This window comes from Streptomyces sp. NPDC059832 (assembly GCF_042731715.1).
Classification (GTDB): Bacteria; Actinomycetota; Actinomycetes; order Streptomycetales; family Streptomycetaceae; genus Streptomyces.
On record NZ_JBHWIY010000011.1, the window covers coordinates 13768 to 31819 of the forward strand.

At 69.5% G+C, this 18052-nt stretch carries 15 protein-coding genes and 1 riboswitch; of the genes, 8 read left to right on the top strand and 7 right to left on the bottom strand.

Going from position 1 to position 18052, the window contains the following annotated elements; all coding sequences use genetic code 11:
• The first annotated feature begins 88 nt into the window (after positions 1 to 88).
• The 3 genes from ACFV8T_RS20675 to ACFV8T_RS20685 all read left to right on the top strand — a co-directional run bounded on the left by ACFV8T_RS20675 (position 89) and on the right by ACFV8T_RS20685 (position 2736).
• A complete protein-coding gene (locus ACFV8T_RS20675) occupies positions 89 to 1081 on the top strand; it encodes a hypothetical protein (protein WP_266729803.1) in 993 nt (330 codons plus the stop codon).
• 105 nt (positions 1082 to 1186) lie between these two features.
• Positions 1187 to 1825 (top strand): peptide deformylase, encoded by a 639-nt coding sequence (gene def, locus ACFV8T_RS20680; protein ID WP_385329301.1) that lies wholly within the window; start codon positions 1187 to 1189, stop codon positions 1823 to 1825.
• A gap of 173 nt (positions 1826 to 1998) precedes the next feature.
• Positions 1999 to 2736, top strand: a complete 738-nt coding sequence (locus tag ACFV8T_RS20685; RefSeq protein ID WP_385329303.1) for a D-Ala-D-Ala carboxypeptidase family metallohydrolase — start codon at positions 1999 to 2001, stop codon at positions 2734 to 2736.
• Between the two features lie 63 nt (positions 2737 to 2799).
• Here ACFV8T_RS20685 and ACFV8T_RS20690 read toward each other — a convergent pair whose 3' ends face one another.
• Complete coding sequence (locus tag ACFV8T_RS20690) at positions 2800 to 4686, bottom strand: family 20 glycosylhydrolase (protein ID WP_385329305.1); 1887 nt, start codon at positions 4684 to 4686, stop codon at positions 2800 to 2802.
• 161 nt (positions 4687 to 4847) lie between these two features.
• Positions 4848 to 5822: a GlxA family transcriptional regulator gene (locus tag ACFV8T_RS20695; RefSeq protein WP_385329308.1), complete on the bottom strand. Its 975-nt coding sequence runs from the start codon at positions 5820 to 5822 to the stop codon at positions 4848 to 4850.
• Between the two features lie 81 nt (positions 5823 to 5903).
• Here ACFV8T_RS20695 and ACFV8T_RS20700 point away from each other — a divergent pair, with 81 nt between their 5' ends.
• A complete protein-coding gene (locus ACFV8T_RS20700) occupies positions 5904 to 6116 on the top strand; it encodes a hypothetical protein (protein WP_385329310.1) in 213 nt (70 codons plus the stop codon).
• 9 nt (positions 6117 to 6125) lie between these two features.
• Here the strand turns inward: ACFV8T_RS20700 and ACFV8T_RS20705 are convergent, their stop codons facing one another.
• The 5 genes from ACFV8T_RS20705 to ACFV8T_RS20725 form a co-directional block, all read right to left on the bottom strand.
• Positions 6126 to 7145: a ribonucleotide-diphosphate reductase subunit beta gene (locus ACFV8T_RS20705; protein ID WP_385329313.1), complete on the bottom strand. Its 1020-nt coding sequence runs from the start codon at positions 7143 to 7145 to the stop codon at positions 6126 to 6128.
• A complete protein-coding gene (locus ACFV8T_RS20710) occupies positions 7145 to 9556 on the bottom strand; it encodes a ribonucleoside-diphosphate reductase subunit alpha (protein ID WP_385329316.1) in 2412 nt (803 codons plus the stop codon). Before ACFV8T_RS20710 ends, ACFV8T_RS20705 begins: the two co-directional genes overlap by 1 nt.
• A gap of 139 nt (positions 9557 to 9695) precedes the next feature.
• A riboswitch (cobalamin riboswitch) is annotated at positions 9696 to 9837 on the bottom strand.
• A 165-nt stretch (positions 9838 to 10002) separates the two neighbouring features.
• Entirely contained in the window at positions 10003 to 11637 is a 1635-nt protein-coding gene (gene mctP / locus ACFV8T_RS20715; protein WP_385329319.1) for a monocarboxylate uptake permease MctP, read from the bottom strand.
• Positions 11634 to 11888, bottom strand: coding sequence for a DUF3311 domain-containing protein (locus ACFV8T_RS20720; RefSeq protein ID WP_385329322.1), 255 nt, complete (start codon positions 11886 to 11888; stop codon positions 11634 to 11636). Before ACFV8T_RS20720 ends, mctP begins: the two co-directional genes overlap by 4 nt.
• Positions 11889 to 12150: 262 nt before the next feature.
• A complete protein-coding gene (locus ACFV8T_RS20725; RefSeq protein WP_072483818.1) occupies positions 12151 to 12915 on the bottom strand; it encodes a GntR family transcriptional regulator in 765 nt (254 codons plus the stop codon).
• Between the two features lie 279 nt (positions 12916 to 13194).
• On the opposite strand from ACFV8T_RS20725, the gene ACFV8T_RS20730 reads away from it, so the two are divergent.
• The 4 genes from ACFV8T_RS20730 (at position 13195) to ACFV8T_RS20745 (ending at position 17944) form a co-directional block, all read left to right on the top strand.
• Positions 13195 to 14478, top strand: coding sequence for an extracellular solute-binding protein (locus tag ACFV8T_RS20730; protein ID WP_385329325.1), 1284 nt, complete (start codon positions 13195 to 13197; stop codon positions 14476 to 14478).
• Positions 14479 to 14575: 97 nt separating this feature from the next.
• Positions 14576 to 15568 carry a carbohydrate ABC transporter permease gene (locus ACFV8T_RS20735; RefSeq protein WP_385329328.1) on the top strand — a complete coding sequence of 331 codons (993 nt, stop codon included), beginning with the start codon at positions 14576 to 14578 and terminating at the stop codon, positions 15566 to 15568.
• Entirely contained in the window at positions 15565 to 16395 is an 831-nt protein-coding gene (locus tag ACFV8T_RS20740) for a carbohydrate ABC transporter permease (protein WP_385329330.1), read from the top strand. The genes ACFV8T_RS20735 and ACFV8T_RS20740 overlap by 4 nt, the downstream gene beginning before the upstream one ends.
• Positions 16396 to 16402: 7 nt before the next feature.
• On the top strand, positions 16403 to 17944 hold the full coding sequence (locus ACFV8T_RS20745) for a glycoside hydrolase family 3 protein (protein ID WP_385329333.1): 1542 nt from the start codon (positions 16403 to 16405) through the stop codon (positions 17942 to 17944).
• Positions 17945 to 18052 lie beyond the last annotated feature (108 nt).

Genomic DNA, 18052 nt, shown 5'->3' on the forward strand with positions numbered 1-18052 from the left:
ATGGGTAATGAGCGGGCGTCCGGTCCGGCATGGTTGGATGCGAAGAAGAGCGGAAAACGAGGGTGTCCAGTCGGGACAGGCGGGAATCGTGAGGATCTTCGGGAAGGTACGGCATCGGCCCTCCGCCTCTTGGCGGCAGGCCACCGACCGCGCGTTCACGCTGATCGGCGACGGCCGGTACGAGGACGCGGGTGCACTGCTGACACGTGCGGCGGACCTGGAACCCTGGCTCTCCGAGTCGTGGTTCAACCTGGCGCTGCTGCACAAATTCCGGCATGACTGGGAACAGGCGAGAGCCGCCGGCCTGCGGGCCGTCGCGCTGCTCGACAAGGAATCCGGCGCTCCCGACTGGTGGAACGTCGGGATCGCCGCCACCGCGCTGCAGGACTGGCCGCTGGCCCGCCGGGCCTGGCAGGCGTACGGCCTGAAGGTGCCGGGCGCCGGCCAGCACACCTCGGCGGCCAACAGCGAGCCGGTCGGCATGGAGCTGGGCAGCGCCGCGGTACGGCTGTCGCCGGAGGGCGAGGCCGAGGTCGTGTGGGGCCGTCGGCTCGATCCGGCCCGGATGGAGGTGCTCTCCATCCCGCTGCCGTCGTCCGGCCGCCGCTGGGGCGAGGTCGTCCTGCACGACGGGGTGCCGCACGGCGAGCGGGTCACCGCGGCCGGGCCCTCGTACCCCGTCTTCGACGAGATCGAGCTGTGGGCGCCGTCCCCCGTGCCCACCTGGGTGGTGCTGCTCGAAGCGGCCACCGAGGAGGACCGGGACGCGCTGGAGCAGCTGGCGTCCGATGCCGGGTTCGCCGCCGAGGACTGGTCGTCCTCCGTGCGGCTGCTCTGCCGGGCATGCTCGGAGAGCCGGATGGAGAGCGACGAGGGCGACGGCGAGCACCTCGACCCGCACGACCACAGCGAACCGGGGCATCCGGGACCGCTGGGCCACCGCACCGCCGGTGAGTTGTGGGTGCCCGAACGGGAGTGCGGGATAGCGGCACCGGCCGGGCTGGTGCGAGGTCTGCTGGACGGCTGGGTGGCGGACAGCCCGGACAGCCGTGAGTGGCGGGATCTCGAAGAAGTCTGCTGACCGGTGCCCGTAGGCTGTACGGGCACCGGTCGCGGTGCTCGGGTGCCCGGCCCCGGAACTGTCGGATGGCCGGGTTTCAGGTTTTGAGGAAGGCGTACGGCGGACATGGCGCAGCAGGAGACGGACGAGCAGATCAGCGTCGACGACGAGGGTTTCGTCGTGGACACGGAGGACTGTGAGGCGCGCGAGGCGGCCTGTCGCGAGCGCGGCACCTCCCGTCCGATCACGGTCGTGGGCAACCCGGTGCTCCACAAGGAGTGCAAGGACGTCACCGCGTTCGACGACGAGCTGGGCCGGCTGATCGACGACATGTTCGCGAGCCAGCGGACGGCGGAGGGCGTGGGCCTGGCCGCCAACCAGATCGGCGTCGACCTCAAGGTCTTCGTCTACGACTGCCCGGACGACGAGGGCGTGCGGCACGTGGGCGCCGTCTGCAACCCGGTGCTCGAAGACCTGGCGCCCGAGGACCGGGTCCTGGACGACTCCAACGAGGGCTGCCTCTCCGTCCCGACGGCGTACGCCTCGCTGGCCCGCCCGGACTACGCGGTGGTCCGCGGACAGGACGCCAAGGGCAACCCGGTCAAGATCCGGGGCAACGGCTACTTCGCCCGCTGCCTCCAGCACGAGACGGACCACCTGTACGGCTACCTGTACATCGACCGGCTCTCGAAGCGGGACCGCAAGGACGCGCTGCGGCAGATGGCGGAGAACACGCCGCGCTACGAGATCGTGCCGAACGACTGAGTGCGCAGCCGACCGTCACCGACGGGCCCGGTCCTTCTCGTGAGGAGGACCGGGCCCGTCGGGCTTCAACCCCGAATGGCCGTCAACTGCCATTCATCCGTGGGTAGTTGACGCGCGTCGACTCGTCCGACAGGCTCTCTCCCCATATCTCCGTCACGGTAGGGAGCCCCCCCATGCTCAGACGCACCGCACGACTCCTGCTCGGACTTGTCATGACCATGGCTTTCGCCTTGGGTGGTGCCGTGGTGACCGCCGGCACCGCACAGGCCGACGGCTGCTACACCTGGACCCGCACGATGTCCCCCGGCGTCACCGGCAACGACGTCGTCCAGCTCCAGATCCGGGTGGCCGGCTACCCCGGCTACAACTCCGTACTCGCCATCGACGGCTCCTACGGACCGGCCACCACCGCCGCCGTCAAGCGCTTCCAGGCCGCCTACGGCCTCGCCGCCGACGGCATCGCGGGCCCGGCCACCCAGGCCAAGATCTACGAGCTCCAGGACAACGACTGCACCCCGGCGCACTTCACGTACGCCGAGCACAACCAGTGCAACTCGACCTGGGCGGGTGGTGCCGTCGCGGCGGGCACGGCGAAGGCCAACGCGCTGAGCACCATGTGGAAGCTGGAGGCGCTGCGGCACGCGCTCGGTGACCAGTCCATCCGGATCACCAGCGGCTTCCGCTCCGCGTCCTGCAACAGCGCGGTCGGCGGCGCGTCCAACAGCCGCCACATGTACGGCGACGCGGCCGACCTGGGCGCCGGACCGCACTCCCTGTGCACCCTCGCCAAGCAGGCCCGCAACCACGGCTTCAACGGGATCCTCGGCCCGGGTTACCCGGACCACGGTGACCACATCCACGTCAACCAGGGCCCCAGCCACTACTGGTCGGCGCCGAACTGCGGCGTCTGACGTACGAGGCCCCGTACGCCGGTTCCGTCCGAACCGGCGTACGGGGCCCTTCCGTGTGCCGCCTCAGGCCGCCTTCGCCGTCAGCCGCGTACCGTCCGTCGTCTGGACCGCGGCGCCGTCCTCGGCACGCTCCGTCAGGTGGAGCTGCGAGACGGCGTTGCGCAGGGTCAGCGCGCCGGCCGCGGTGTCCAGCTGCCAGCGCTGCGTACGGGACGTCGCCGAACAGCCGCCGAGCGACAGCTCGGCCCCCACCTCCAGGGGCGCGCCCAGGTACTTCTTGCCGCGCACCGCGTCCAGGCACTGGCCCGTTCCGGCCGAGCGCACCGTGTAGTACCCGTCGGCGGTCGCCGTCAGCGTCCAGGAGGCCGCGACGCCGCGGACCAGAAAGACGCCCGAATCCGCCCCGGGGGCGAGGGACCTGGCGCCCGCGGTCAGCCGGTACGTACCGTCGGGGAGCGGGGTGCGGTCGGTGTTCGACCACCCCGGCGCGTGACCGATCTTCCGGGCCAGCGCCTCGAAACCGGCGTACGTCCCGCTCGGCTTCGGGCCGCCCCAGGTGGCCTGGGCCAGGAAGCGCAGCGGCATGAAGGTCTTCGCCTCCACCTCGTTCTCGGTCTCGGCCGCTGCGCTGTCCGGCCACAGGCTGATCTTGGCCCCGGTGAGGTTCGCCGCCGCCGCGGGCAGGGTCTCGCCCTCGAAGCGCAGCGGGGTCCAGTCGCTCTCGTAGAGCTGCCGGGTCTGCGTGGTGTAGCCGCCGCGCACCAGATAGAGCGCGTAGGCGGAGTTCATGACCGGCCGGCCCTCGGCGAGCAGCGCGGACGGCTTCTGGACGCTGCCGCCGCCCAGCCAGTGCTCGACGGTGATGTCGCGGTTCAGCGGGACCACCCCGTTCTTGCCCGCCAGACCGTCGTTCCAGATCCGCAGCGACCGGCCGCCGGCCTTCACGTGCTCGTCGACCTGGTTGATGAAGTCGACGAAGAGATCGTCGGGGGTCGCGTCCGCGCCGAACCTCGCGGTCGCGGCGGTCTGCAGCTGCGGGTGGTCCGGGTACGAGGAGCCGATCATGTACTCGTCGGCGCCCATGTGCCAGGAGCGGGTGTCCCACACCTCCAGCGCCTCGTCGACCATCGAGGTGTAGTACGTGAGCGCCTCGGGCCGGGAGATGTCGAGCCGGGGCGGGGAGGCGACCCCGTTCCGGTCCTTGAGCTGGAGCTCCGGGTGGTTCTCCAGGTAGGTGTCCATGTGGCCGGGGGAGTTGATCTCCGGCACCAGCTCGACGTGGTACTTCTTCGCCAGCGCGACCAGGGTGCGGACCTGCGGCTTCGTGTAGTAGCCCCAGAACGCCGACGCCGGGTCGGTGTCGCTCCTGACCTTGGCCTCGATCCACAGCTGGTTGAGCTTCTGGGACGCCATGTCCTTCATCAGCCGCTCGAACCACGGGAGCGACACGTTGATGTAGCAGGCGCAGACGCCGACGCCGCGCTCCCGGTACGCCGGCACGTCGGTCGCCGAACCGCGCGCGGCCCTGCCGTCGTCGTTCAGCAGCTGGAGGACGGTCCGGGAGCCGTAGAAGACACCGGTGGAGGTGGCGGCCGTGACGGTGACCCGGTCGCCGACATCGAGACGGTAGCCCTCCGCGCCCAACGAGCCCTTCAGGGACGGGTCCTGGCGCAGCACGACATCGCCGGGACGGGCCGCCGCGAGGCCCCGCGACACCGAGGCCCGCCCGGTGGCCAGTTCACCGGCGAAACGGCGCGCGTCGGCGGTCGTACGGCTGTCGCGCACCCCGTCCAGCACGATCCGCGCCCGGTCGGCCAGTGTGAACTCGCCCTCCCCGGGCCGCCATTGCCGCAACGAGGGCAGTACTTCGGGCGGGGGTGCGGCGGCGGAGGTGTCCTTTGCCGAGGCGCTCTGCCAGGGCAGCAGTGCGGCGGCGAGCGCGGCCACCACGGCCCCTGTGGTCCTTCGTCCGATCCTTCGTCCTGTCTTCCGCATGTCCATGCGACCGACCCTCTTGGGCCGACCGGGCAGCGGTCCATGGACAGGTGCGGCGAGCGGTTGGACGATTGATCGGACGTCAGATCTGTTGGGGGTCGGGCGTGGATGAGGGGTCAGGCCACTTCGACCACCGTGCCGGGGCCACGGAAAGTCCGGCGATAGGCGTTCGGTGTGGTGCCCAAGGAGCGTACGAACTGGTGCCGCAGTGCGGCGGCGGTCCCGAAGCCGGTGCGTCCGGCGATCGTGTCCACCGTTTCATCGGATGTCTCCAGCAGGTGCTGTGCCAGCAGCACCCGCTGGCGCAGCAGCCAGCGGTACGGAGTGGTGCCCGTCTCCTGCTGGAAGCGGCGGGCGAAGGTGCGCGGCGACATGTGCGCCTGGGCGGCGAGCTGCTCGACGGTCATCTCCTGGTCGAGGTGGCGCTCCATCCAGACCAGCGTCTCGCCGACGGTGTCGCAGGGGGTGCGGGGCAGTGGCCGCTCGATGTACTGCGCCTGGCCGCCGTCCCGGTGCGGCGGCACCACCATGCGGCGGGCGATAGCGTTGGCGGCATCGGGGCCGTACGCCTGCCGGACCAGGTGCAGACAGGCGTCGATCCCGGCCGCCGTGCCCGCCGAGGTGATGACCTGGCCCTCGTCCACGTACAGCACATCGGGTTCGACGACGGCGCGCGGGAAGCGGCGGGCCAGCTCCGGGGCGTGGCGCCAGTGGGTGGTGCAGCGGCGCCCGTCGAGCAGTCCGGCCGCGCCGAGAACGTACGCGCCGGAGCAGACGCTCAGCACCCGGGCGCCCCGGTCCACGGCCCGGCGCAGGGCGCCGAGGACCTCCTCGGGGTACTCCCGGTCCATGAAGTGGCTGCCGGCCGGTACGGCGATGAGGTCGGCCTCCTCCAGACGGTCCAGGCCGTGCGGCGTACTGATGGTGAACCCGGCGTGGGTCCGCAGCACCGGGCCCTCGGCGGAGACCACGGCGAAATCGTGGACCGGCAGGCCCTCGTCGCTGCGGTCGAGTCCGAAGACCTCGCACAGCACACCCAGTTCGAAGGGGTGGACCTCGTCGAGCAGCAGAGCGGCGACGTTTTTCAGCATGGAGCCAGTGTGGCAGTAATTCGATGTTCTATGACAGTCCTGCCACTGCCGCAATCCGTCCGCGCGGACGAGAGTAGAGCCATGAACGCATTCCAGAACGTCCTGGGCACAGCCGCACTCATCGCTCTCGTCCTGCTGCCCGCCCTCGCCGGACTCGCCCGCGAGCGCCGCATCGACCGCGAGCTCCGTGCCGCGGAACGGGCCCGGAGCGACGGACCCCCGGAAACGGCGGGCGCCGCGCAGCCCGTCACGGCTGCGCGGCGCCCCTACCTCAGAAGCTGGGCCAGGATCTAGCCCCCGGCCCTAGAAGTCGTCGTCGAAGGCGACCGAGCCCTCCACCGCCACCTGGTACGCGGACGGGCGGCGCTCGAAGAAGTTCGTCAGCTCCTGCACGCCCTGCAGCTCCATGAACGAGAACGGGTTCTCCGAGCCGTAGACCGCCGGGAAGCCCAGCCGGGTGAGCCGCTGGTCGGCGACGCACTCCAGGTACTGCCGCATCGACTCGGTGTTCATGCCGGGCAGCCCGTCGCCGCACAGATCACGGCCGAACTGCAGCTCCGCGGCCACGGCCTCCTTCAGCATGTCGGTGACCTGCTGCTGGAGCTCGTCGTCGAAGAGCTCCGGCTCCTCCTTGCGGACGGTGTCCACGACCTCGAAGGCGAAGTTCATGTGCATCGTCTCGTCACGGAACACCCAGTTGGTGCCCGTGGCGAGACCGTGCAGCAGACCCCGCGAGCGGAACCAGTAGACGTACGCGAACGCGCCGTAGAAGAACAGCCCCTCGATGCACGCCGCGAAGCAGATCAGGTTCAGCAGGAAACGACGGCGGTCGGCCTTCGTCTCCAGCCGGTCGATCTTCTCGACCGAGTCCATCCACTTGAAGCAGAACTGCGCCTTCTCGCGGATCGAGGGGATCTCCTCGACCGCGTCGAACGCGGCGGCACGGTCGTCCGGGTCGGGCAGATAGGTGTCCAGCAGCGTCAGATAGAACTGGACGTGCACGGCCTCCTCGAAGAGCTGCCGCGACAGGTACAGCCGCGCCTCGGGGGAGTTGATGTGCTTGTACAGCGTCAGCACGAGGTTGTTGGAGACGATCGAGTCGCCCGTCGCGAAGAACGCGACCAGCCGGCCGATCATGTGCTGCTCGCCGGGGGACAGCTTGGCGAGGTCGGCGACGTCGGAGTGCAGGTCGACCTCCTCCACCGTCCAGGTGTTCTTGATCGCGTCGCGGTAGCGCTCGTAGAAGTCCGGGTAGCGCATCGGCCGCAGCGTCAGTTCGAAGCCCGGGTCCAGAAGGTTCTTGTCGGCGTCGGTGGAGCTCATTACTGGCAGGCCTCGCAGGACTCGGGGTTTTCGAGGGAGCAGGCGATGGCGTCCGCGTCGGGCGCCGAAGCCTGCTGTACGGGAATGGGGGCGGCGGTCGCGGCCTGGCCGGAGGCGGCACGGGCGATCCGGGTCGCCGGGCGCGAGCGCAGGTAGTACGTCGTCTTCAGCCCCTGCTTCCAGGCGTACGCGTACATCGAGGAGAGCTTGCCGATCGTCGGCGTCTCCAGGAACAGGTTCAGCGACTGGCTCTGGTCCAGGAACGGCGTACGGGCCGCCGCCATGTCGATCAGGCCGCGCTGCGGGATCTCCCACGCCGTGCGGTACAGCGCCCGCACGTCCTCCGGGATCCAGGCGAAGCCCTGCACCGAGCCGCTGGCCTCGCGCAGCGCCTCACGGGTCCGCGCGTCCCACACCCCGAGCTGCTTCAGCTCATCCACCAGGTACGCGTTGACCTGGAGGAACTCACCGCTGAGCGTCTCGCGCTTGAAGAGGTTGGAGACCTGCGGCTCGATGCACTCGTAGACCCCCGCGATCGAGGCGATCGTCGCCGTCGGCGCGATGGCGAGCAGCAGCGAGTTGCGCATCCCGCTCTTCGCGACGCGGGCGCGCAGCGCGTCCCACCGCTCCGGCCAGTTCAGCTCGGTGTCGTAGTGGTCGGGGTGCAGCACACCGCGCGCGGCGCGCGTCTGCGACCAGGCGGGCAGCGGGCCGGACCGCTCGGCCAGCTCGCACGACGCCTCGTACGCGGCGAGCATGATCCGCTCGGAGATCCTCGTGGAGAGCGCGCGGGCCTCGGGGGAGTCGAAGGGCAGCCGCAGCTGGAAGAAGACGTCCTGGAGACCCATGGCGCCCAGGCCCACCGGGCGCCACTTCGCGTTGGAGCGGCCGGCCTGCTCGGTCGGGTAGAAGTTGATGTCGACGACCCGGTCGAGGAAGGTCACGGCGGTGCGGACGGTGGCGTCCAGCCGCTCCCAGTCGATGTCACCGTCGGCGACGAACGCGCCGAGGTTGACCGAGCCCAGGTTGCAGACCGCCGTCTCGCCGTCGTCGGTGACTTCCAGGATCTCGGTGCACAGGTTCGAGGAGTGGACGACGCTGCCCGGCTCTGCGGTCTGGTTCGCGGTCCGGTTGGAGGCGTCCTTGAACGTCATCCAGCCCTGGCCGGTCTGCGCGAGGGTGCGCATCATCCGGCCGTACAGCTCGCGGGCCGGGATCGACTTGCGGGCCAGCCCCTTCGCCTCGGCGGCCCGGTACGCGGCGTCGAACTCGTCGCCCCACAGGTCGACGAGACCGGGTACGTCGGCGGGCGAGAACAGCGACCAGTCGCCGTCCGCGTCGACCCGGCGCATGAACTCGTCCGGGATCCAGTGCGCCAGGTTGAGGTTGTGCGTACGCCGCTGGTCCTCACCCGTGTTGTCGCGCAGCTCCAGGAACTCCTCGATGTCCGCGTGCCAGGTCTCCAGGTACACGGCGGCGGCGCCCTTGCGGCGGCCCCCCTGGTTGACCGCGGCGACGGAGGCGTCGAGCGTCTTCAGGAACGGCACGATGCCGTTGGAGTGCCCGTTGGTGCCACGGATCAGCGAACCGCGGGAGCGGATGCGGGAGTACGACAGACCGATGCCGCCCGCGTGCTTCGAGAGCCGGGCCACCTGGTGGTAGCGGTCGTAGATCGAGTCGAGCTCGTCCAGCGGGGAGTCCAGCAGGTAGCAGGAGGACATCTGCGGGTGCCGGGTGCCGGAGTTGAAGAGCGTGGGGGAGGAGGGAAGGTAGTCGAGCCGGCTCATCAGCCCGTACAGCGCCGCCACTTCGTCCACCGCGCGCTGCGAGTCGTCCTCGGCGAGCCCGGACGCGACCCGCAGCATGAAGTGCTGGGGCGTCTCGATGACCTGGCGGGTGTGCGGGTGGCGCAGCAGATAGCGGCTGTGCAGGGTCCGCAGACCGAAGTAGCCGAAGCGGTCGTCCGCGCCGTCGGCGAGCGAACGCGCCACCAGCGCGTCCAGCGCGGCCGCGTGGCGGGCGACGAACTCGGCGGTACGGTCCGCGATCAGGCCCTCGCGGTGCCCGACGGCGACCGAGGCGGAGAAGGAGACCGCGCCCTGGCCGGCCGCCTCGTCCGCGATGGTGAGGGTCAGGAGCCGGGCGGCGAGCCGGGAGTAGGCGGGGTCCTCGGAGATCAGGCCCGCGGCGGCCTCGGTGGCCAGCGAGCGCAGCTCGGCCTCGTCCGCTCGGGCGCTGCGACCGCGCAGCGCGGCAGCGGCGACGCGGCCGGGGTCGGTGTCGGGCAGATCGGCGGTGAGGTCGGTCAGGGTCCGCAGCAGTGCGGTTCCCGGTCCGTCCTGTGCGACTGCCTCGGACTCGGCTGCTGCGGACACGGCGACTGAAGCCGGATCGGCTGGCGCGATGGTCACGTGGTGCTCTCCCTCGCTCGGCTCGGGGCCGGCGGGGAACGGGGCAGCCCTACGGGCGCGTACCCGGGGCAGGGCAGCACTCCGCACGGCGTCCACCGGCCCAACCGCGAGGCCCGGACGTCTGGGCATCCGGTTCGGTCGAGCCGGATGCGCTGCCGGCAGGTCATCGGACTGACTCGGGGGTGCACAAAAGCGCACTGAATACACCGTTGCGGGACAGTTCCGGATTCGCACCGGATTCCCCTGCGGCGACAGCGAGGACGAGCATACATGTGGGGGCTGCCCGATGAGGCAGCCCCCACATGTTGTGTCGCGCCGGTCGGGGCGGGCCCACAGAACGAGCCGTACGGCCCTTTCCCGGGCCGCCCGGCCGGATCGAACCGACGGCCCGCCGTGCCCCGCTGGAGGGGGCTCGACGGGCCGTCGACGGGCCGTTGGCGCGAGTCTCAGTGACCGCCCGGCGCCCCCGCCGTGGCCGGCGGGAGCTCCGTGCTGACGCCCGGGTCGCCCGCGTCGGCCGTGTAGTCGGACGGGGAGGTCTCGTCGATCCCGGCGGGCGCCTTCACGGCGTTCAGGACGAAGGTGAGCACCACCGTCACCACCACGTTCAGCACGAACGCGGTGAGGCCGATGTAGCCGATCTCGCCGATGCCGGGGATCTCCTTGGAGGACCCGCCGAAGTGCGCCTGGGTCGGGCTGGCGACCCCGTACGCGGCCACCGTCCCGTACACCATGCCGACCGCCCAGCCCGCGAGCAGCGCCCAGCGGTGGAACCAGCGGGTGAACAGGCCGCCGACCAGGGCCGGCATCGTCTGGAGGATCCAGATGCCGCCGAGCAGCTGGAAGTTGATCGCGACCGTCTTGTCCATGGTGAGGACGAAGGCGAGCGCGCCGACCTTGACCAGCAGCGACACCAGCTTGGAGACCTTGGTCTCCTGCTCCGGGGTCGCGTCCGGCTTCAGGAAGTCCTTGTAGATGTTGCGGGTGAAGAGGTTCGCCGCGGCGATCGACATGATCGCGGCGGGCACCAGCGCGCCGATGCCGATGGCGGCGAACGCGACGCCCGCGAACCAGTCCGGGAACATGGTCTCGAACAGCTGGGGGATGGCCAGCTGCCCGTTGTCCACCTTGATCCCGGCGGCGATGGCCATGAAGCCGAGCAGCGCCAGCAGGCCCAGCATCAGCGAGTACAGCGGCAGGATCGTGGTGTTGCGCCGGATCACGTTGCGGCTGCGACTGGAGAGCGTCGCCGTGATCGAGTGCGGATACATGAACAGCGCCAGCGCCGAGCCCAACGCCAGGGTGGCGTAACCCCATTGGCCGGCCTCGCCCGGTGCGAGCGCGCCGCGCGGCTTGCCGGTGGCCGGGTTGGTCCGGGAGAACGCCTCGCCCGCCTTGGCGAAGATGTCGTCGAAGCCGCCCAGCTTGATCGGGATGTAGATGATCGCCACCGCGATGACCAGGTAGATCAGTCCGTCCTTGACGAACGCGATCAGCGCGGGCGCCCGCAGGCCGGACGAGTAGGTGTACGCGGCGAGCACCGCGAACGCGATCAGCAGCGGCAGGTCCTTGATGAACCAGTGGGTGTTCTCGCCGCCGCCGACGCCCATCACGTCCAGCACCGCCTGGATGCCGACGAGTTGGAGCGCGATGTACGGCATCGTGGCGAGGATGCCCGTGATGGCGACCGCCAGCGAGAGGCTCTTAGAGCCGAAGCGCCCACGGACGAAGTCCGAGGTGGTGACGTACCCGTGCTTGTGCGAGACCGACCAGAGCCGCGGCAGGAAGGTGAAGATCAGCGGGTACACGAGGATCGTGTAGGGCACGGCGAAGAAGCCCGCCGCGCCCGCCGCGTAGATCGCCGCCGGAACGGCGACGAAGGTGTACGCGGTGTACAGGTCGCCGCCGAGCAGGAACCAGGTGACCCAGGTGCCGAACGACCGTCCGCCCAGGCCCCATTCGTCGAGGCTGGCCTCGTTCTCGGCCTTGCGCCAGCGCGCCGCCAGGAAGCCCATGACCGTGACGGCCACGAAGAAGAAGATGAAGACGCCGAGCGCGACGCCGTTCACACCGTCCTTCATGCCGACTCACCTCCCTTGCGGGCGCGCTGGTCACGCTGCCACAGCTTGTACGCGGTCATCGTGAGCGCGGTGGAGATCAGCACCCAGAGCATCTGGTACCAGTAGAAGAACGGAATGCCGATGAAGGTGGGGTCCACCTTCGCGTACGAACTCACCCAGAGCATCGCCACGAACGGCGCGACGAGACAGAGGGCGATGACCACCCGGACCGGTGTGACGGTGGGTGGTTTTCCTTCTGGGTCTGCTGGCATGCGGCGACTCCGTCCCCTCGCTGATCACCTTGTAATGCGCAGGAAATCTAGGGGAGGCTTCCGGTCACCGTCACCCCCTGTCCGCATTGCGGTCCGGAAACGGTCCGCAGATCGGGTACGTATGCTCGAAAACCCGCCAACTGTACGGCAGTTGGTCCGTACCAGGGCATGCGAAAGGCCCCCGTGGAGTGGTGCGTTCCACGGGGGCCGCGAGCGACGTTCCGTACGGGCGGGACGGCTGGGGTCCGTCCCCGCGCCGGGGTCAGTCCGTGGGCCGCTTCAGGCGCGCCACGAACTTGTACCGGTCGCCGCGGTAGACCGAGCGCACCCACTCCACCGGCTCGCCCTGTCCGTCGAGCGAGTGCCGGGAGAGCATCAGCATCGGCAGACCCACGTCCGTGCCGAGCAGGCCGGCTTCGCGCGGGGTGGCCAGCGAGGTCTCGATGGTCTCCTCGGCCTCGGCCAGCCGTACGTCGTACACCTCCGCCAGCGCGGTGTAGAGGGAGGTGTACTTCACCAGCGAACGGCGGAGTGCGGGGAAGCGTTTGGCCGAAAGGTGGGTGGTCTCGATCGCCATCGGCTCGCCGCTGGCCAGCCGTAGCCGCTCGATCCGCAGCACCCGGCCGCCGGTGGTGATGTCGAGCAGTCCCGCGAGCGTGTCGTCGGCCGTCACATAGCCGATGTCCAGCAGCTGGGAGGTCGGTTCGAGGCCCTGGGCGCGCATGTCCTCGGTGTACGAGGTGAGTTGCAGGGCCTGCGAGACCTTCGGCTTGGCCACGAAGGTGCCCTTGCCCTGGATGCGCTCCAGCCGGCCCTCGACGACCAGCTCCTGGAGCGCCTGGCGCACGGTGGTGCGCGAGGTGTCGAACTCGGCGGCCAGGGTCCGCTCCGGCGGCACGGGGGTGCCCGGCGGCATGGTGTCCGTCATGTCGAGCAGATGTCGCTTCAGCCGGTAGTACTTCGGGACGCGCGCCGTCCGCGTGGCCGCGCCCGTCTCGTTCTCCGTACTGCCCCCGTCGGCACCCATGGTCCGCCTTCCCGACTGCTGCGTTGCTGCCGTCACCGGCTCCTCCGTCTGTCGCGGCTCACATGGTGGCACGGTCCCGTCACGGCTGGTCGCCCTCCCTTAGGTGTCGGTCCTATAACGGACGCGAGTGCACTTCTTATACACCCTTGACACCCCTAAAGGTCTAGGCCAAGCTCCCGGTACTGGTCTAAACCATTAAAGACCAGGTCCAGCCCCAGCAGTACTCGTCGAATGTCTTCGCGGTGGGCGGGGTTGCAGTATCCCTGAGGAGGGTTTGGCGTGAAGCGCAAGCTCATCGCGGCGATCGGCGTCGCGGGCATGATGATCGGCCTCGCGGCGTGTGGGTCCGACGACGGCGGCGACAGCGGCAAGAAGGCCGGTCCGGACGCGTACAAGGGCCAGACCCTGACCGTATGGACGATGTCCGGCTCGAACCCGGACGGGTGGACCAAGACGGTCACCGAGGAGTTCGAGAAGAAGACCAAGGCCAAGCTGAAGATCGAAGTCCAGGACTGGAACGGCATTCAGCAGAAGGTCACCACCGCCCTCTCCGAGTCCAACCCGCCGGACGTCCTGGAGATCGGCAACACCCAGACCCCGGCGTACGCCAAGACCGGCGGCCTCGCCGACCTCGGTGACCTGAAGAAGGAGATCGGCTCCGCCTGGGCCGACGGCGTCAACCAGCCCTCCATCTACGACGGCAAGCAGTACGCCCTGCCGTGGTACGTGGGCAACCGCGTCGTCATGTACAACAAGAAGGTCTTCAAGGACGCCGGTATCACCGAGACGCCGAAGACCCGCGCCGACCTCTTCAAGGCCTTCGAGGCCATCGAGAAGAAGGGCAACGCCGAGCCGATCTACCTGCCCGGCCAGAACTGGTACTTCTTCGACGGCCTGCTCGTCGGCAAGGACGTCTCGCCGGTCAAGAAGGAAGGCGACAAGTACGTCTCCAACCTGGCCGACCCGAAGGTCGCCGAGGCCATGGACGTGTACAAGAAGTACCAGTCCTACTCCAAGGCCCCCAAGGACAAGGACGAGGCCACCCCGCAGCAGGCCGAGGTCTTCGCCAAGGGCAAGACCGGCGCCATCATCGCGATGGGCTACGAGGCCGGCACCGCCATCAAGGCCAACCCGAAGCTCAAGGACGACATCGGCTTCTTCACCATCCCCGGTGAGACCGCCGACAAGCCCGAGGGCGTCTTCCTCGGCGGCTCGAACCTCGCCGTGGCCGCGGGCAGCAAGAAGCAGGACCTGGCCAAGGAATTCCTGAAGATCGCGCTCTCCGAGCAGAACGACGGCGCGCTCATCAAGGAGGCCGGCTGGTCCCCGAAGAACGACGCCATGCAGAAGTACACCGTCGGCCAGCCCGCCGCCGAGGCCGCCGGTCCGGCCGCCGCCAAGTCCGGTGGCACCACGCCGCTGATCCCGGAGTGGGCGCCGGTCGAGAACCCGCCGAACCCGATCAAGACCTACATGACGCTGGTCCTGCAGGGTAAGTCGCCCGCCGACGCCGCCAAGCAGGTCGAGGGCGAGCTCAACAAGCGCCTCAGCCAGCAGCAGTAGTCGCCAGCGCGTCCCGCGCCGGGGCGGCGGGTCCCGACCCGCCGCCCCGGCTGTACGCACCGTTCCGTGTAGGGCTTTGTTGGAAGAGATGGCGAGCATGGCAGTGCAGACCGATCCCTCGGATGTGGCCAAGACGGCCGCAGTCCGCGGGCAGGACGGGAAACCACCCGTCGGGCAGCACGGGGGAAACAAGCGGAAGCCGGGTATCGGCGCGGCGCCGTACCTGTTGATGATTCCCGCACTCGCGGTGACGGCGCTCCTCCTCGGGTACCCCCTGGTGAAGAACGCCATGTTGTCGTTCCAGAACCTCAATATGGGACAGCTGATCCAGCATGTCACCGAGTGGAACGGCTTCAAGAACTACCAGGAGATCCTCACCGGTGAGGACTTCTGGAAAGTCACGCTCCGCACGATCGTGTTCACCGGCGTGAACGTCGTTCTGATCATGATCATCGGTACGCTGGTCGGACTGCTGCTCGCCCGTCTCGGCAAGAAGATGCGGCTCACCCTGATGGTCGGCCTGGTGCTCGCCTGGGCGATGCCGGTCGTGGCCGCGTCCACGGTGTTCCAGTGGCTGTTCGCCTCACGCTTCGGCGTCATCAACTACGCGCTGGACAAGCTCGGCTGGCACTCGATGGCCGACTTCAACTGGACCGGCTCGCAGTTCTCCACCTTCTTCGTGGTCACCCTGATGATCGTCTGGCAGTCGATCCCGTTCGTGGCGATCAACCTGTACGCGGCGACCACCACCATCGCCAAGGAACTGTACGAAGCCGCCTCACTCGACGGCGCCGGCGTCTGGAAGAGCTTCACCTCGGTGACGTTCCCGTTCCTGCGGCCCTTCCTCTACGCCACGACGTTCCTCGAAGTCATCTGGGTCTTCAAGGCGTTCCCGCAGATCTTCACCATCAGTGAGGGCGGCCCCAACCGCCTCACCGAGACCCTGCCGATCTACGCCTTCGTCGAGGGCGTCGGCAACCAGCACTACGGCATGGGCGCGGCGATCTCGCTGCTGACCATCCTGATCATGCTGGGGCTGACCTCCTACTACCTCCGCATCGTTCTCAAGCAAGAGGAGGACGAGCTGTGAAGCGCTCACTGTTCGGCCGTATCTGGCCCAACGCGACGGCGATCGTCCTCTTCGCCGCCCTGGTCTTCCCCGTCTACTGGATGTTCAGTACGGCGTTCAAGCCGACCGGCGACATCATCACCGAGACGCCGGTCTGGTTCCCGACCGACATCACGTTCGAGCACTTCAAGACGGCGTACCACGCACCGAACTTCCTGACCCTGGTCCGGAACTCGCTCACCGTCACGCTGCTCGCCGTGGCCTTCTCGCTGATCATCGCGCTCTTCGCGTCGTTCGCGCTGGCCCGGATGCGGTTCAAGGGCCGCAAGGGCATGATCCTGGTCTTCATGATCGCGCAGATGGCGCCGTGGGAAGTCATGGTCATCGCGATCTACATGCTGGTCCGCGACGCGGACATGCTCAACAGCCTGGTCCCGCTGACGCTCTTCTACATGGTGATGGTGCTCCCCTTCACGATCCTCACGCTGCGCGGCTACGTTGCCGCGGTGCCCAAGGAACTGGAGGAGTCCGCCATGGTCGACGGCTGTACCCGCCCGCAGGCGTTCGTCAAGGTGATCCTGCCGCTGCTCGCCCCCGGCCTGATGGCCACCTCGCTCTTCGGCTTCATCACCGCGTGGAACGAATTCCCGCTGGTGCTGATCCTCAACAAGGACCCCGAGGCCAAGACGCTCCCGCTCTGGCTCTCCCAGTTCCAGAGCCAGTTCGGCGACGACTGGGGCGCCACCATGGCGGCGGCCTCGATCTTCGCCATCCCGATCCTCATTCTGTTCGTCTTCCTGCAGCGCAAGGCCGTCAGCGGCCTCACCGACGGTGCCGTGAAGGGATAACGCGCCCATGACCACCCTGATATCAGCCACGGACACCGTCACCCGCGACGCGCTCGCCGTCCTGCAGCCCGGATTCACCGGCACCACCGCCCCGGACTGGGTGCTGCGCCGGGTCGACGAGGGCCTCGCCTCCGTCGCCCTGTTCGGCCGCAACATCCGCACGGCCGAGCAGGTGGCCGCGCTCACCGCCCAGCTCAGGGCCGGGCGCGACGACCTCCTTGTCGCGATCGACGAGGAGGGCGGTGACGTCACCCGCCTGGAGGTGCGCACCGGCTCCTCGTTCCCGGGCAACCTCGCCCTCGGACACATCGACGACCTCGCCCTGACCCGCGCGGTCGCCCAGGAGCTCGGCCGCCGGCTCGCCGAGTGCGGCGTCAACCTCAACTGGGCGCCGTCCGCGGACGTCAACTCCAACCCGGGCAACCCGATCATCGGCGTACGGTCCTTCGGCGCCGACACCCGGCTCGTGGCCCGGCACACCGCCGCGTACATCGAGGGCCTCCAGGCCGCCGGGGTCGCCGCCTGCACCAAGCACTTCCCGGGGCACGGCGACACCGCGATCGACTCGCACCACGCGATGCCGCGCATCGACGTGGACCTGGAGACCCTGCACGCCCGTGAGCTGGTGCCCTTCCGGGCGGCCATCGCGGCGGGCTCCAAGTGCGTGATGAGCGCGCACATCCTGCTGCCGGCGCTCGACCCGGACCGCCCCGCCACGGTGAGCCCGCAGATCCTCACCGGTCTGCTGCGCGGGGAGCTGGGCTACGACGGCCTGATCGTCACCGACGCCGTGGAGATGCAGGCCATCGCCGCGACGTACGGCATCGAGCACGGCTCCGTCCTCGCCATCGCCGCCGGGGCCGACGCGCTGTGCGTCGGTGGCGGCCTGGAGGACGACGGCACGGTGCTCCGGCTGCGCGACGCGCTGGTCCGGGCGGTGCACAGCGGTGAACTCGCCGAGGAGCGGCTCGCGGACGCGGCCGCACGGGTACGTGCCCTCGCGTCCTGGACGCAGGAGGCCAAGAGGTCCGGTTCGGGGCCGGGTGCGGCAACGCAGGAAGGGACCGCGCCCGGCACCGGAATCGGCTCCGACATCGGCCTGGTCGCCGCCCGACGGGCCGTGCGGGCGACCGGCTCCGCCGGACCGCTGACCGAGCCCGTGTACGTCGCCGCCTTCACCTCCGCGTCGAACATCGCCGTCGGCGACGAGACCCCGTGGGGTGTCGCCGCGGAGCTGGCCCGGCTGCTGCCGGGCACCGGGACCGACATGTACAGCAGCGAGACCGAGGCGCCCGTCGCGGCCGTGCTGCGGGCGGCGGGTGAGCGGCGCATCGTCGTGGTGGTCCGCGACGTCCACCGCCACGCCTGGATGGGCGAGGCGCTCGACGCCCTGGTGGCACAGCGCCCCGACACGGTCGTGGTCGAGATGGGCGTACCGCAGGCGGCCCCCAGGGGCGCCCTGTACATCGCCACCCATGGCGCGGCCCGTGTCTGCGGCCTCGCGGCGGCGGAACTCATCGTCAGGGGCACGGACGGTCCGACGGCCTGAGCGGTCGGGGGTGGTGGGGGGGCGGGGGGGGGCGAAACGCCAGACAAGCCGGAGAAGAAGCCAGGGAGGGGGGGGGGACCCCCCCCGAGGGGCCCGAGTCTCTCTCCG

Coding starts and splice junctions, on each gene's coding strand:
- def (WP_385329301.1), top strand. CDS start 1,187: ATGGCGCAGCAGGAGACGGACGAGCAGATCAGCGTCGACGACGAGGGT.
- ACFV8T_RS20685 (WP_385329303.1), top strand. CDS start 1,999: ATGCTCAGACGCACCGCACGACTCCTGCTCGGACTTGTCATGACCATG.
- ACFV8T_RS20695 (WP_385329308.1), bottom strand. CDS start 5,822: ATGCTGAAAAACGTCGCCGCTCTGCTGCTCGACGAGGTCCACCCCTTC.
- ACFV8T_RS20700 (WP_385329310.1), top strand. CDS start 5,904: ATGAACGCATTCCAGAACGTCCTGGGCACAGCCGCACTCATCGCTCTC.
- ACFV8T_RS20705 (WP_385329313.1), bottom strand. CDS start 7,145: ATGAGCTCCACCGACGCCGACAAGAACCTTCTGGACCCGGGCTTCGAA.
- mctP (WP_385329319.1), bottom strand. CDS start 11,637: ATGAAGGACGGTGTGAACGGCGTCGCGCTCGGCGTCTTCATCTTCTTC.
- ACFV8T_RS20720 (WP_385329322.1), bottom strand. CDS start 11,888: ATGCCAGCAGACCCAGAAGGAAAACCACCCACCGTCACACCGGTCCGG.
- ACFV8T_RS20725 (WP_072483818.1), bottom strand. CDS start 12,915: ATGGGTGCCGACGGGGGCAGTACGGAGAACGAGACGGGCGCGGCCACG.
- ACFV8T_RS20735 (WP_385329328.1), top strand. CDS start 14,576: ATGGCAGTGCAGACCGATCCCTCGGATGTGGCCAAGACGGCCGCAGTC.
- ACFV8T_RS20745 (WP_385329333.1), top strand. CDS start 16,403: ATGACCACCCTGATATCAGCCACGGACACCGTCACCCGCGACGCGCTC.